This window comes from Cellulomonas fimi (assembly GCF_028527925.1).
In the GTDB taxonomy this organism is placed as follows: domain Bacteria; phylum Actinomycetota; class Actinomycetes; order Actinomycetales; family Cellulomonadaceae; genus Cellulomonas; species Cellulomonas fimi_C.
In genome coordinates this window covers 58892-73487 of record NZ_JAPESW010000008.1, presented here as the reverse complement: position 1 = coordinate 73487, position 14596 = coordinate 58892, and the positions used below count along the sequence as shown (strand labels likewise).

7 protein-coding genes are annotated in these 14596 nt (G+C 75.7%); all 7 read right to left on the bottom strand.

Features of this window, described 5'->3' with window-relative positions; all coding sequences use genetic code 11:
* Positions 1-36: 36 nt before the first annotated feature.
* Genes OMK64_RS05880 through OMK64_RS05850 form a run of 7 tightly spaced genes read right to left on the bottom strand, consistent with a single transcriptional unit; the run spans position 37 to position 14534 of the window.
* Positions 37-2388, bottom strand: coding sequence for a transglutaminase-like domain-containing protein (locus OMK64_RS05880; protein ID WP_272727154.1), 2352 nt, complete (start codon positions 2386-2388; stop codon positions 37-39).
* On the bottom strand, positions 2385-3527 hold the full coding sequence (locus OMK64_RS05875) for a DUF58 domain-containing protein (protein ID WP_272727153.1): 1143 nt from the start codon (positions 3525-3527) through the stop codon (positions 2385-2387). The genes OMK64_RS05880 and OMK64_RS05875 overlap by 4 nt, the downstream gene beginning before the upstream one ends.
* 8 nt (positions 3528-3535) lie before the next feature.
* Positions 3536-4492, bottom strand: a complete 957-nt coding sequence (locus OMK64_RS05870) for an AAA family ATPase (RefSeq protein WP_272727152.1) — start codon at positions 4490-4492, stop codon at positions 3536-3538.
* A 28-nt stretch (positions 4493-4520) separates the two neighbouring features.
* Complete coding sequence (locus OMK64_RS05865; protein WP_272727151.1) at positions 4521-10628, bottom strand: Ig-like domain-containing protein; 6108 nt, start codon at positions 10626-10628, stop codon at positions 4521-4523.
* On the bottom strand, positions 10625-12199 hold the full coding sequence (locus OMK64_RS05860) for a serine/threonine-protein kinase (RefSeq protein ID WP_272727150.1): 1575 nt from the start codon (positions 12197-12199) through the stop codon (positions 10625-10627). Before OMK64_RS05860 ends, OMK64_RS05865 begins: the two co-directional genes overlap by 4 nt.
* Positions 12196-13623 (bottom strand): FHA domain-containing protein, encoded by a 1428-nt coding sequence (locus OMK64_RS05855; RefSeq protein ID WP_272727149.1) that lies wholly within the window; start codon positions 13621-13623, stop codon positions 12196-12198. Before OMK64_RS05855 ends, OMK64_RS05860 begins: the two co-directional genes overlap by 4 nt.
* A complete protein-coding gene (locus tag OMK64_RS05850) occupies positions 13620-14534 on the bottom strand; it encodes a PP2C family protein-serine/threonine phosphatase (protein WP_272727148.1) in 915 nt (304 codons plus the stop codon). Before OMK64_RS05850 ends, OMK64_RS05855 begins: the two co-directional genes overlap by 4 nt.
* Positions 14535-14596 lie beyond the last annotated feature (62 nt).

The window sequence follows — 14596 nt, the reverse complement described above, 5'->3', positions numbered from 1 at the left end:
TGGCTCAGGTCGTGCGGCGGGGCGCCGCGGCTGCGGTCAGGTCCCGCGAGGCGTCGGCGCCGCCCCCGAGCCCCGCCGGCCGCGACGGCCGGGCGGACCCGAGCCCGCCGCCGCACCGGCGGCTCGCGCTCGCCGTCGGCCGGCACGCAACGACGCCGTCGACAGGCGGGCGCGCACGCGCCGCCGCCAGCTCACGGTACGGGTCATGGCAGCGACGGCAGCCTCGACGCGCTGCCAGTACGCGGCCGCGTCGGCTTCCGACGGCCGGGCGGCGGCGAACACCGCACGGTCGGCGTGCCCCGCGAGCTCGTGGACCGACGCGGCGACCGCGGCGGCCTGCCGGCCCGGCGTGCCCGCGAACGCGTCCGCGAGCGCGCGTGCCCCCTCCCGCCGGGTGGCGAGGTCCGGGACGGGCCGGCGCAGGTCGCGTGCGTGGTCGACGACCTCCTCCCAGCCTCCGGCGACGCGCCCCACGGTGTCGGGGCGGCGACGCCGCCGACGACGGCGCCGGGCCTTGAGCGCCCCGACGACGACGAACGGCAGCAGGAGGAGCACGACCGGGATCGACGCGATCGCGGCGATCCGCGCGACGAGCCGCCACACGGCGTTGGCGTCCGCGTCGTCCTGCGGGTCGTCGGTCGTCGGCTGCTCGGTGTCCTCGTCGGGAGGCGTCACGGCGTCCGGCGGCGGCGGGGGCGGCTGGACGACCTGCGGGTCGGGCTGCGTGGGCGCCTGCTGCTGGTCCTCCTGCGGCGTCTGCGTGGGCGGGGGCGTCGGGTCGAACGGCACCCAGCCGTAGCCGGTGAACGCGATCTCGACCCACGCGCGGATGTCGTCGCCCGTGAGCTCGACCGGCGCGCCGCCCGACGGCTCGGGCTCGAAGCCGAGCACGACGCGCGCGGGCAGGCCCATCTCGCGCGCGAGCAGCGCGAGCGCGGCCGCGTACTGCTCGCCGTCGCCCACCATGAGGTCGCCGCCGAGCAGGGTCGTCATCCGGTAGGCGCCGTGCCCCGAGAGCGACGGGTAGTCCTCGGGTGCCACGCCGTGGCTGAAGTAGCCCTTCTCCGAGAGCCACTGGGTGAGCGCGCTCGCGACCTCCACCGGGTCGCCCGCGTCGCGCGCGACGTCGGGCGCGGTGACGGCGACGACGTCCGGCTGGCCGGCCACCTCGGGCAGCGTCACGGCGGCAGCGGGGGCCGAGCCGATCTCGGTCGTCTCCGGCACGGGCGGCACGACGACGTCGACGTCGTACGTCATGCCCTGGCGCACGCCGCCGACCAGCACCGCCGCACCGGTCGCGTCGTTGTACCGCAGCGCACCCGACGAGGCCCCGAGGTCGAACGACGTCGCCATCCCGACGGTCGGCAGCCAGACGCCCGTGAGCGCGCCGACCTCGACCTTCACGCGGGCACGGTCGCCCTCGACCGAGGGCTCCAGCACGTCCCCGACCCGGCGGAACTCCCCCGACGCGTCGGCCGAGCCGTCGCCCGAGACGTTCCACACGACGCCGTCGTAGCGGTCCATCGTCGCGAGCCGCACGCGCGCACCGTCCGGCAGGCCCTCGACGGTCAGCAGCGTCGTGTCCTCGCCGAGCTTGACGAAGTGCCGGAACGCGGACAGCGGGCTCGGGTAGTCGCGCGGGTCGAACGGGGGCACGATCTCGTCGCGCACGACGTACCGCGGGGTGTCGCCGACGACGGCGGGCGCGCCGACCACGCCGGCCGCGACCGCGACAGCGACCAGCGAGCCCAGCGCGACGACCCGCCGCGGACGCAGCAGCCCGGTGCGCGCGGCCGCCCACGGCAGGAGCGCGAGGACGGCGACGGTGCCCGTGAGCGCGGGCGGCGGGACGGGCTCACGTGTGCCGAGGAGGATCACCGCGACCATGACGACGAGCGGCACCACGGCGGCGAGCGCCGCCGCCGCGGGCCCGCGCACGCGCAGCGCGAGCGTGACCGCGGCCGCCGACCCGACGAGCGCGAGCAGGTACGCCGCGACCAGGAGCGACCCGCTCGTGCCCACCGGCGGCTGGAGCGTGAGGACCTGCTTCCAGGTCGCGGCGGCGCCGCGGGCGAGCTCGACCGCCGTGCGCGCGGTCGGCACGACGCCCGCGACCGTGGTCGACGGCGCGGCGAGCGGTCCCCCGGCGACGAGGTACGCCACGGTGACGGCGGCGACCGTCACCGCGGCCGACCAGCGGCGCGCCGCGGCCCACAGCGCGACGCCCGCACCCAGCAGCAGCCCACCGACGATCGCCGGCAGCGCCGCGAGGCCGCCGTAGACGGGCAGCAGGGGCACGAGCACGAGCGCGAGCGCGCCGACCAGCACCGCCACGTCGACCGTCGCGGCGCGCGCGGTCCGCACGCCGATCACCGGACGTGCGCTCACGCGACCACCCGCCGCAGCAGCCGCGGGAGGTCCGACAGCGCCCCCGCGGTCGCCATGCTCAGCGTCCCCTGCGTGCGCACCGCCACCTCGGCACCGCGGCGGCAGCGCAGCACCAGGGTGCGCGTCCCCGTCGGGACGTGTCGCGCACCGAGCCGCAGCGTCGCGTCGTCCGCCTCCGAGCCCGTCACCAGGATCGCGACCGAGACGTCGGGCGTCTCGCGCGCCACCCGGCGGCCGAGCAGAGCGGCACCGGCGCCGCCGTCGGTCATCGCCAGGCGCGCGCAGTCGTCGAGCAGCAGCGGGGGCGTCTGCACGCGCAGCGACCCCGGCCCCGCGAGCACCTCGAGGTCACGCTGCTCGCGGATCGTGTGGACGGCGAGCGAGGCGACGACGGAGACGGCGAGCTCGAACTCGTCCTCGTCGGCGTAGTCGCGCGGGTCGGTCGCGAGCGCGATCACCGTCTGCGTCCGCCGCGTGTCCTCGAACTGCTTGACCATGAGTGCGCCGCGCCGGGCCGTCGTGCGCCAGTGGATGTACCGGCGGTCGTCACCCGCGACGTAGTCGCGCAGCGCGTGGAACGACAGGTCGGAGTCCGACAGGTCGCGCGTCGACTGCCCCTCGAGGTCGCGCAGCACGCCCGACCCCGACCCGGTGAGGCCGACGGTCAGCGGGTGCACGAACAGCTCGACGGGCGAGGTCCAGCGGACGCTGCGGCGCACCAGACCGAACGGGTCGCCGCGGACCGAGCGGACCGGTCCGACCACGACGACCGCGCGGCGCGACGTCGGGACGGCGAACAGCTCGTCGTGCGACGCGCCCGGCCCGAGCCCCGGCACCGCGAGCTCCGCGACGGAGACGCCGACCGGCAGCTCGATCCGCGCCGGCAACGAGCGCCGCCGGCCCGCGTTGCGGACCTCGACGCGCCCGACCGCCCGCTCCCCCACCCGCACGCGCCGGTCCGCGAGGTCCAGCGTCACGCCGAACCGCGACCGGCCGAGCACCATGAGCCCGGACACGACGAGCACCGCCGTGAGCGCCGCACCGACCGCCGCGGCCTCCAGCCAGCCGAGCCACCGGCCCACGACGAGGCCGAGGACGGCGACGACCGCCGTCCCCCAGCCGAGGGGCGAGATGCGCACGGACACCGTCACACGGCTCGCAGGACCGGCGGCGCCGTCGTCTCGAGGATGCGCTCGAGCACGTCGTCCGCGCGCACGCCCGCGAACTCCGCCTCGGTGTCGAGCACGAGCCGGTGCGTGAGCACGGGCTGCGCGAGGTCCTTCACGTCGTCGGGCAGCACGTACTCGCGGCCCGAGGCCGCCGCCCACACCTTCGCGCAGCGCACGAGCGCGAGCCCGCCGCGGACGCTCGCGCCGAGCGCCGTCTGCGCGTCGGTGCGGGTCGCCTCGGTGAGCCGCGCGACGTAGTCGAGCACCGCGTCGTCGATGTGCACGGTCCGCGCGAGGTCCGCCATCGTGCCGACCGCCTGCGTCGTGATGCGCGGCGCGAGGTTCGTCGTGCGGTCGCGCGCACCGGCGAGGATCTCGATCGTCGAGGCGCGGTCCGGGTAGCCGAGCGACGTCTTGATGAGGAAGCGGTCGAGCTGCGCCTCCGGCAGCCGGTACGTGCCCGCCTGCTCGATCGGGTTCTGCGTGGCGATGACCATGAACGGCCGGCCCACCGAGTGGGTCACGCCGTCGACCGTGACGTGCCCCTCCTCCATGACCTCGAGCAGCGCGGCCTGCGTCTTCGGCGACGCGCGGTTGATCTCGTCCGCGAGCACCACCGACGCGAAGACCGGCCCCTGGTGGAACTCGAACTTGTGCGTGCTCTGGTCGTAGATCGTCACGCCCGTGACGTCCGACGGCAGCAGGTCCGGCGTGAACTGGATGCGGTGGTGCGTGCCCTGCACCGTCGCGGCCAGCGCCTTCGCGAGCGACGTCTTGCCCGTGCCGGGCGCGTCCTCGAGCAGCAGGTGCCCCTCGGCCAGCATCGCCGTGAGCGCGAGCCGGATCGTCCGGTCCTTGCCCAGCAGCGCCTGCCCGACGTTGGACACCAGCGTGTCGAACGTCTCGGCGAACCAGGCGCTCTGCTCGGGGGTCATCGTGTTCTCCTCCAGGGACGTGCGGGGGTCAGGGTGCGGCGGGCACCGTGTAGGTCGCGGGGTTCGACGCCGGGCCGGCGCCCTTCTCGTTGCGGGCGGTCACGACGACGGTGACCGTGGCACCCGGCCCCGGGTTGCCGAGGTCGCGCATGCGGCGGGTCGTGGTCGTCCCGTTCTCGTCGTCGCAGCCCACCTGGTTGCCGTCGACGGACCAGCAGACCTGGTACGTCACCGAGAGGCCGCCCGAGTCGGGTGCGGACCACGCCGCCCTGAGCTCGGTCGGCGCGCTGGTCGAGTTCGGCGTGAGCGTCAGGCCGCCGACCTTGCCCGGTACGGCGCCCCACGTCACGACCGCGCTGTTCTGGCCCGGCGAGCCGCTGAACGTACGGCCGTCGATCGTGGTCTCCGCGACGACCGTGATCGTGACGCGCGTGCCCTGCCACCGCCAGTTCCAACCGGACACGTCGATCGTGTGCCCCGACGCCTGCGTGCCGTCCGCGCGCTGACCCGTGTCGGTCTGCACCGTCCACCGGTACCGCAGGTTGCCGCCGCCGTTCGACGCGGCCGCGGACCAGCTGATCTGCAGCGCCGTGGGGCGACCCGCGGAGGTCGTGGCGGTGACCACCGGCTGGGCGACGTTGGGCTGGCCGGGCGGCGTGGTCGCCGGGGCGCTCGCCGCCGGGCTCCACCCGCTCGAACCCGCCTGGTTCACCGCCCGGACCTGGAACGTGTACGGCTCGTCGCGGCCCTGGAGGCCGTCGGCGACCCACTGCTCGGTGCGGCCGACGGACCGCTCCGACCCGTCGGGCATGCGCACGACGTACTCGGTGATCGGCGCGCCGTTGCCGTCCGCGCCGGACCACGACAGGCGGATCGCGCCCTGGCCCGCGAGCGACGTCGCCGTGAGCGAGGTCGGCGCGGTGGGGAGCCCGAACGTCGACGCGGTCGTCGACCCCGCCGCACCCCAGCCCGCCTTGTTCCGCGCCCGGACCGACACCTGGTACGGGAACCCGGTGCGGGCGTCGGTGAACGTCCAGCGGGTCTGGCCCGCGGGCACGACGACGGTCTGGCCGTTCGGCCCGTCGACGGTGACCTCGTACTCGGCGATCGCGTCGCCGTTGTCGGCACCCGGCGTCCACGACACGTCGAGGACGCGGCCCGTCTGCGAGTCCGTCGGCACCGCCTGCACGGTCGGGGCGTCGGGCACGCGCGCCGGCACCATGGGCGCCGACCACGGCGACCAGGGGCCCGGCTCGGGCGCACGGTTCTGCGCGCGCACCTGCACCGTGTAGGCCGTGCCGTTGCGCAGCCCCGTGAACGTGTGGCTCGTCGAGCTCGTCGAGACGCTCGCCGGGCCGTTCAGCGGCGCGGGCGAGATCTGCAGCGTGTAGCTCGAGATGGCCGAGCCGCGCGACGCCGGCGGGGTCCAGCGGGCCGTCACGGCGTTGTCGCCGAACTCGAGCGTCGGGGCGGCCGGCGCGTCCGGCACGGCGTCGGGGCGAGCAGGCGCCGACGGCGCGCTCGGGTCCGACCACCCGACCGCGTTGCGCGCGGCGACCGTGAACGTGTACTCGACGTCGTTCGTCAGGTTGTCGAGCGTGCACGTCGTGCTCGTGCACGACCGCGTGATCCCGCCCGGGCTGGCGACGACGCGGTACTCCTCGATCGCCGCACCGCGGTTGTCGGGCGCGTCCCACGACAGGACGACGGTCCGGTCGCGCACCTCGCCGACGCGCGGCGCGATCGGCACGGCAGGCCGGCCGCGCACGACGAGCACGACGCGCCCCTCGACCTCGCGGTCGGGGTCCCCGGTCGCGTCACGCACGCGCACGACCGCGACCATCTGGCCGATGTAGCCCTGGGCGGGCCGCAGCGCGACCGTGCCGTCGCCGACGGCCACCGTGCCCTCCCCCGCCTCGACGCGCGCACCGACGACGGTCAGCGGCTCGCCGGGGAACGGGTTGAACGCGCCCTCGAGCACGTCGACGCGGCGCTCCTTGCCCTCCTCGCCGTCGGTCAGGGTGCGGTCGACGACGTCCGCGAGCTGACGCTTGCTCGCCACGACGCGCACGTCGACGGTCTGGTCGAGCGAGCCCGACCGCCCGTACCCGATGCGGATCGGCAGCTGCGCGGTCTTGCCCTTGGGCGTGTCGCGGGCCGCCGCGACGTAGAGGACGCCGTCCTCGACGTTCGCCGTGAACCCGACGGGGCTCGCAGCCGTGAGCTGGTAGCTGTACTTCTCGGCGGTGCCCGACTGCCCGGCCGGCCCGGTCGTGAACGCGCGCAGGTCGACGACCGACGCCGCCTCGCCGGGTGCGACGTCGATCATCGACGGCGTGAACGTCGGCGGGTGGTCGTCGACCGCGTACACGTCGATGAGCAGCGTGAGCGGCGCGGTGTGCGCGGACGAGTCGCCCGTGCCCGTCGCGTCGGTGACCACGAGCGTGATCGACGCCGGTCCCGCGTACCCGGGGGCCGAGCGGAACTGCAGCGTGGTGTCGTCCTTGACCAGACCGCTGCCGTCGGACTTCGTCGCGGTGACGCCGAGCGGGTCGGCGACCTGCGCGGTGCGTCCGGGCGCGACCTTGACCTGCTCGTCGAGCGAGATCTCGAGCAGCTCGCCCGACGCGACCCGCAGGTCGGGGGCGCCGCGGCGCAGCGTCGGCGGGAAGAACCCGAGCGCGGGCACCGTGATGAACGCCCAGGACGCCGCCTCCCCCGTCGGGTCGGTCGTGTTGGTGAGGCGGTACGGCAGCGTCTGCGCGTGGTCGACGAGGGTGACCACGACGCGTCCGTCCGTGCCCACGCGCGCGACGTCGGCGACCGACCGCGGCACGGACACCTCGAGGTCGCTGAGCGGCCCGCTCGGGTTCTGCGCGAGCGCGAGGACGTCGACGGCGACCTCGGTGAGCTCGAACGTGTCGGCGGGCGGCACGACGACGTCGGCGGCGATCGGGGCGAGCACGGGGGCGTCGCGCGTCACCGTGACGGTGAGCACCGCGGTGTCGCTGCCGCCGCGCGTGTTGGTCGCGGTGTACGAGATCTGCAGGATCCCGTCGCGCTCGGGTGCGCGCACGATGATGCGGCGGCCCTCGACCTCGGCGTCGACGTCGGCGGGTGACGTCACGAGCTCGTTCGACAGGCGCAGCTCACCGCCGCTCGAGTCGACGTCGTTGGCCAGGACGCGCACCTCGACGGTGCGCCCGGGTGCGACGGTCACCGCGTCGTCGCGCGCGACCACGGTGGCCGCGGTCGTGGGGCGCTTCGCGATCCCGACACGGATGTCCGCGACCGCGCGCTGACCGGTCCAGTCCTCGACGGCGTAGCTGAACGTCACGGTGCCGAGGTCGTCCTGCGCCGCCTCGTAGACGAGGTAGTCAGCGCCGACCTCGACGATCCGCCCGCGCTCCGGCGGCTTGGCGAAGCCGAGCAGCGTCACGCCGTCGCCGTCGTCGTCGATCCCGACGAGTGGCACGTCGATGCGGACCTTGTCGCCCGCGAACACCCGCGCCTCGAGGTCCCGCGGTCGCGGCGGAGCCTTGGTCGCCGCGTCGGAGGCGTGCACGCGCACCGTGAGCGTCGCGGCGGTCTCGTTGCCGGTCTCGTCGCGCACGACGAAGGTCGCGCGCGCGGTGATCGGCGTGGCCGGCGCCTGGTAGCGCAGCACGTCGCCCGACACGAACAGCAGGCCCTCGCCGTCGCCGAGCGGCTCGGCGAGCGTCGGCACGACCGTCAGCCGGTCGCCGTCCGGGTCGTACGCGGTGTCGAGCACGGGGATCGTCACGACGCCGCCCGTCCGCACGGACGCCTCGACGTTGCGCACGACGGGTGGCTGCGACGTCCCCGTCGCGGCGACGGGTCGCACGACGATCTCGCCGACGGCCTGCTCCCCGCCGTTCGAGACGACGTACCGCAGGGACACCGGCTGGGTGAGCGTGCGGTCCGCCGTGATCTGGACGTACCGGTGCTCGAGCACCGCGGCGTGCAGCCCGAGCCCGGGCGGCACCTCGACGTCCTGCAGCACGAGCACGCCGCCCGCGGGGTCGGAGTCGTTCTCGAGCGGGTCGATCGTCACCTCGCCGCCCGCGGGCAGGTAGGCGACGTCGCGCACCGCGACCGGCGGTCGCGCCTGCTCGGGCCACTCCAGGACGTCGATGCGCGCGAGCCCGGTCGCCTGCTGCGGTGCGGCCGTCACGACGAACGGCACGTAGTAGGTCTGGGCGCGCGGTGCCGAGAACGTGAACGTGCCCGCCGCGAGGTCCGCGTCCACGGTCGCGCCGACCACCTGGTCGACGCTCGCGAGCCGCGGCGCCTCCTGCGAGCTGCTGCGCACCGCGTCGAGCGGCCGCAGCGTCACGGGCTGGCTGACGTAGGTGACCGCGTGGACGGGGTCGATCTGCGGTGCGAGCGAGCCCGCCGGGCGCACGTCGACCTCGAGCGAGCCCTCGACCGTGTGGTTGCCGTCGGAGACGAGCACGGTGACCGGGCTGCGGCCGAGGCGGCCGCCGTCGGCCTTGAACGTGAGCGAGCCGTCCTGCCGGAACCGCACCGTGCCGGCCGCGGGATCGGCGGACGCGCCGACGAGCACGAGGTCGTCGCCGTCGGGGTCGCGGAAGTCGGCCAGGACCTGGTGCTCGGCCTCGCCGCCCGCCTCGACGCGCAACGACCCCGTGCGCAGCTGCACCGGCGGGTCGTCGAGCGACGCGTCCCGCGCGGTCAGCCGCACGCGCGCGGTCGTGGGCGACGACGTGCCGCGGCCGTCGTCGACGGTGTAGCTGAACTCCGCGGTGCCCGACGCGTCGGGCGCGACCGCGACCTGCAACGACCGCCCGCCGAAGATGGGCTCGACCGTGCCGAACTCGGGCGGCAGCGGTTCGACGCCCGAGATGACGAGGATGCCGCAGTCCGACGACGAGTCGTTGTCGACGACGGGCAGGATCGTGGTCCGGCCGGGCCGCACGCCGAACTCGTCGTCCGCCGCCACGGGCGGTGCCGAGGTGTCGCTGCACTCCGTGACGAGCTCCTGCGTCGTCTGCGGCGTCTGCGACTCGTCCTCGGCCTCCTCCGGCTCCTCCTCGGGCACCACGTCCTGCCAGTCGGGCGTGCGCAGCTCGGTGTCCTGCGTCGGCATCCAGACGCGGCCGCGGAGCGTGTCGTTCAGCACGACGATGCCGTGGTTGACGCGGAACACGAGCACGTCCTGCGCGGACATGTCCTGCAGGTCCCGGACCTGCGCCTTCTTCCCGTCGCACAGCTGCAGGTACGAGCCCAGCGGCGTGGCCCACGCGGCGTGCGCGCACGACCCGACCTGGACCGGTGCGGCGGGCAGGCCCTCGCCGGTCGTCGGGTGCTCGACGACGTCGCCGCCGTCGAGCGGGACCTCGAGCAGCGCGTCGCGGCTGGCCACGAGCACGCGCGACGACTCGGGGCCCGGCTGCTGGAGGACGAGGTCGTCGCCGTCGAGCTCGACCGTGCCGTGCAGGGTCCGCAGGGTGCTGCCCGTCAGCGCGACGGGCTCGTCGCCGACCGCGGTGACGTGCTCGACCTCCCCCTCGCCCTGGAGCGAGCCTGCGGGCGTCGTGCCCGGCACCCCCGCGAGGTCGACGCGCGTCACCTCGCCGTCGCCGGCGACCGCGAGCGCGACGCCGCTGCGCGCGACCACGACCGTGCCGCCGTCGCCGACCTCGACGTCCGCCGGGTCCTGCGGGACGTTGAGCCGGTCGAGCCCGCTCACGGGACGCACCCACACGTCGCCGCCGGCGGCCACGGCGACCGTCCCGGCGGCCATCGACACGTCCGCGTCGCCCGGGGCGGCCACCGCGGTGGTCTGCGTGACCGACGCGGGGTCGACGACCGAGAAGCCGGTCGGCTCGAGGAGGAGCACGTCACGGCCGTCCTGCAGGACGTCGAACCGACTGCCGCTGGTCACGACCCCGGCGTCGAGCTCCTCGACCTGGGCGTTGAACCGGCCGAGCTTGAGCTGGCTGGTGTTGGTGAGCCACACGCCGCCGTCGTTGAGGTCGACGCGCGCGAGCGGGAAGCCCTGGTCGACGAGCGCGAGCACGGCGACGACCGCGGGCAGCGTGACCACGGCCATCGTCTTCGTCGCACGGCTGCGCACGGTCTGCCAGCTCACGACGAGCACCCCTGCGCGGGCTGCGCGGACGACGAGCGGTCGGCGCGCACGATCGAGACCTGGATGCAGGCCTGCCCGCCCGGTGCCTGTGCGGCGGGCACCGTGGCGGTCGGCGCGTCGGTCAGCTCCGACGGGCCCTCGCCCGTCGCGGTCCGGACGGCCCAGAGGTACTGGTCGCCCTCGGCCGGGACGGGGTTGACCCAGGTGAACACGACCGAGCCGTCGGCCTGGACCACGCCCTTGAGCGAGTGCGGCGCGGGCACGACGCTGCCCGTCACCTGCGGCGCGTCGCCCGTCAGGTCGTCCTGCGACGGCGACGTGCGCGGCGCCGGGTCGCCCGTGAGGGTCGCGTACGCGACGACGCCGACCGTGCCGAGCAGCACGACGGCGGCGGCCGCACCCGCGAGCAGGCGCGTGCGCCGGGAGGCGGGTGCGCGCTCGGGCTCAGCGGCGACGGCGGTCTCATCCGGCACGACGAACGCCGTCGGGCGGGGCGCCGCCGGTGCGGCGTCCTGCGGGACGACGTGCACGCCGCGCAGGCGCGTCGCGTCGTCCTCGCCCGCCGCCACCTGCGCGACGGCCGGGACGGGCGTACCGGGACGGGCGCCGTGCGGGTCGAGCGTGACGACCGACCGGACGCGCGTCGCGTCCTCGGGCGCGCCCGACGGGGCGACCGGGAGCGTCTCGACCGGCTCGTCGCCGTCGGGCAGGTCGAGCGGCGTGACCGGCAGCCGGAGGCCGGACTCGACCGCCTGCAGCGCCCGGCCCATCGCGGCGGCCGACATGAAGCGGCGGTCCGGGTCCTTGGCCATCGCGCGCTCGAGCACGTGCTGGAGCCCGACGGGCACGTCGTCGCGCCCGGTCGGCGGCAGCGGCGAGCGCTCGATGCGCGCCACGAGCTGCTGCGCGCTGTTCTGCCCGCCCGGGATCTCGAACGGCGTGCGGCCCGCGAGCAGCGAGTAGACCGTCGCTCCGAGCGAGTACACGTCGGACCGCTCGTCGCCCGTGGGGTGCTCGCCGAGCAGCTCGGGCGGCGACCACGGGATCGACATGCCGACCGTCGCGCCGGCGCCGTGACCGGTCGTCGCGGCGATGCCGAAGTCCGTGAGCGCCGGCCAGCCGAAGTCCGTGGTGAGGACGTTCGCCGGCTTGATGTCGCGGTGCAGGATGCCCGCACGGTGCGCGGTCTCGATCGCGGAGGCCAGGCGCACGCCGATGCGCAGCGACTCCGCGACGGAGATCCGCTCCTGCCGGTACCGCTCCGCGAGGCCCGGCCGCGAGCAGTACTCCATGACGAGGTACGGCCGGCCGTCGGCCGCGATCGCCGCCTGGTAGATCGTGACGATCGACGGGTGGTGCGACAGCTGGGCCATGAGGTTGGCCTCGGACTGGAACCGCGACCGGACCTCGTCGTCGAGGCTGCCGGCGAGCAGCACCTTCACCGCGACCTCACGTCGCGGGAGCTCCTGCTGGTACAGGAACACGTCCGCGAAACCGCCCAGCCCGAGGACCCTGAGGAACTCGTAGCCGGGCAGTCGCGGCGGGGCGGAGGCTTCGCGGCGTGCGGTCACGACCCCCGCTCCACGGTGAACGTCACCCCGTCGCCCAGGTCGACGACCTCGTCGGTCGCGACGACGCTGGGCTCGCCGGGGTGCAGGCGACGCGCGCCCTCCCCCGGCCGGGAGACGTGCACGCCGTTCGTGGAGTCGAGGTCCGTGACGAGGACGTGGTCGCCCTCGACGCGCACCTCGGCGTGCGTGCGCGAGATGTCCTGCTGCGGGCTCGGCACCGTCACGAGGCGCGGCAGCTCGCGGTTGGTCACGCGCGCGACCTGCGGCGCACGCCCGAGCAGCACCGCGCGGTCGAGCGTCACGACCAGGCCCGTCGACAGCACGAGCTTCGCGGGCTCGGCCGCCGCGGGGACCGCGAACGGGCCGGGCACCTCGTCGGCCGCCCAGCTCGGCAGCTGGTCGCGGATCGCGGCGAGGTCGGACGACAGGATCGTCAGGCCGTCGTGGTCGTCCGGCGACGCGGGCGGCACGGCCGGCTGGTCGACGGGCCGCACGGGCGGCAGGTCGACGAGGCCCGGACGCTGCGCGTGCTGCTCGAGGAACTGCTCGGCCGCCGCGACGACGTCGTAGCGCGGCTCGGTGGGCTGGGGCTCGAGCGAGTAGGCCGCCGACGCGGGTGTGCGCACCGTGTGCTCCCACGCGTCGGGTGCCGGGGCGGCGGGCTCCTGCGCGACGTCCGGGACCTGCGCCGGCGGGGTGTCCTTGGTCAGCGCGACGGGCTGCGCCGCGGGCTCGCCCGCGGCCTCGGGCTCGGCGTCGACGGGCTCGCCCACGACCGGCCTCGCGTCGCCCGGCTCGACGTCGGACGGCTCGGCGGCGACGGGCTCGAGGGCCACGGGCTCCACCGGGGCGGCCTGCGCGGCCGCCTCCTCGGCGACCGGCTCGCCCTCGACGGCAGGCTCCGGGGCCTCGACGACGGACGACCGCGCGTCGTCGACGGACGCGACAGGCGAGCGCGCCTCCTCCACCTCGGGCTCGACGACCGGCACGACGACCTCGGCGACGTCCACGCGGACAGTCCCGGCGGGCGCGACGCCCTCGACGAGCGGGAGCGCGGGCGCGTCCGGCGCACCGTCCGCGCGCGCGACGAGCACGCCCACGGTCTCGAGCACCTGCTCCGACCACGTACGGACGGCGCCGGCCCGCAGCACCTGCACGGCGCCGTCGGTCGCGGTCACCTCGACGTCGACGTCACCCCGCACGGCCACGTGCACGCGCGTGCCGTCGACCGACGCGACCGCGAACGGCGGCAGCGCGGCGAGGCCGTCGCGCGCGAGGACGTCGAGCGCCGCGAGCACACCCTGCGGCGCGGCGTCCCACAGCGCACGGGCGACGTCGGCGTCGGCCTGCGGGCCGACGAGCGCGACGAACCCCGGCCGGACGACCGCGGTCCACTCGCCGGCGCTGTACTGGGGCACGCTCATGTCGGGGTCTCCTGGTCGCGAGCGGTCGGGGATTCGGACGAGAGTGTGCCTCCATGGTCCGACGTCCCGGGGGAGGTTGACGAGGGCCGCGCGGGCGAACGTGGCACGGTCGCCCCGTTGAGCATCTCGTCCCACTGGGTCGGGGCCAGGTCGGCACCGATGCGCGGCACGGTGATGTGGACGTCGTCGAGCGCGCCCGCGGCGGTCGCGACGTCGACGACGACGGCGCTCACGTTGTCCCGGGCGCCACGGTCGAGCGCCGCCTGGACGAGCTGCGTCGCGACGTCCTGGGGGTCGCCGACGGCGGCGAGCACCGCGGCGAGCTGGTCGTCGTGGAGCTCGCGCGTGAGGCCGTCGGTGCAGATGAGGAGCCGGTCGCTGAGCCCCGCGGGGAGCAGCCAGTAGTCGGGCTCGGGGGGCTCGCCGGTCCCGAGCGCACGCGTGAGGACGTGCCGCTCGGGGTGCCGCTCGGCGTCGTCGACGGTGATCTCGCCGAGGTCGATGAGCTCCTGGACGACGGAGTGGTCGACGCTGACCTGCTCGAGGACGCCGTCGGACCAGCGGTAGACGCGTGAGTCGCCGACGTTGAAGACGAGCCAGTAGGACCCGCCCTCGTGCTCGGTGACGGCGACGCCGGCCACGGTGGTGCCCCCGCGTCGGCCGCCCGTGAACTCGCCGCGGATGCGAGCCGCGGTGCGCGTGAAGCACGCGTGCACGTCGTCGGCGGTCGCCGCGAGCTGGCCCGCGAGCTGCGCGAACTCCTCGACGGCGATGCGGCTCGCGAGGTCCCCCGCGTCGTGGCCACCCATGCCGTCGGCCACGAGGAAGACGGGCGGGTAGGCGAGCAGCGCGTCCTCGTTGACCTCGCGGACGAGGCCTCGGTCGGTCGCCGATCCCCAGGACGTGCGCACGCAGGCCCCTTCCTCGGTCCGGACGACGCCTTGGGGCGCCGCGCATATGGTGCCTCACCAGG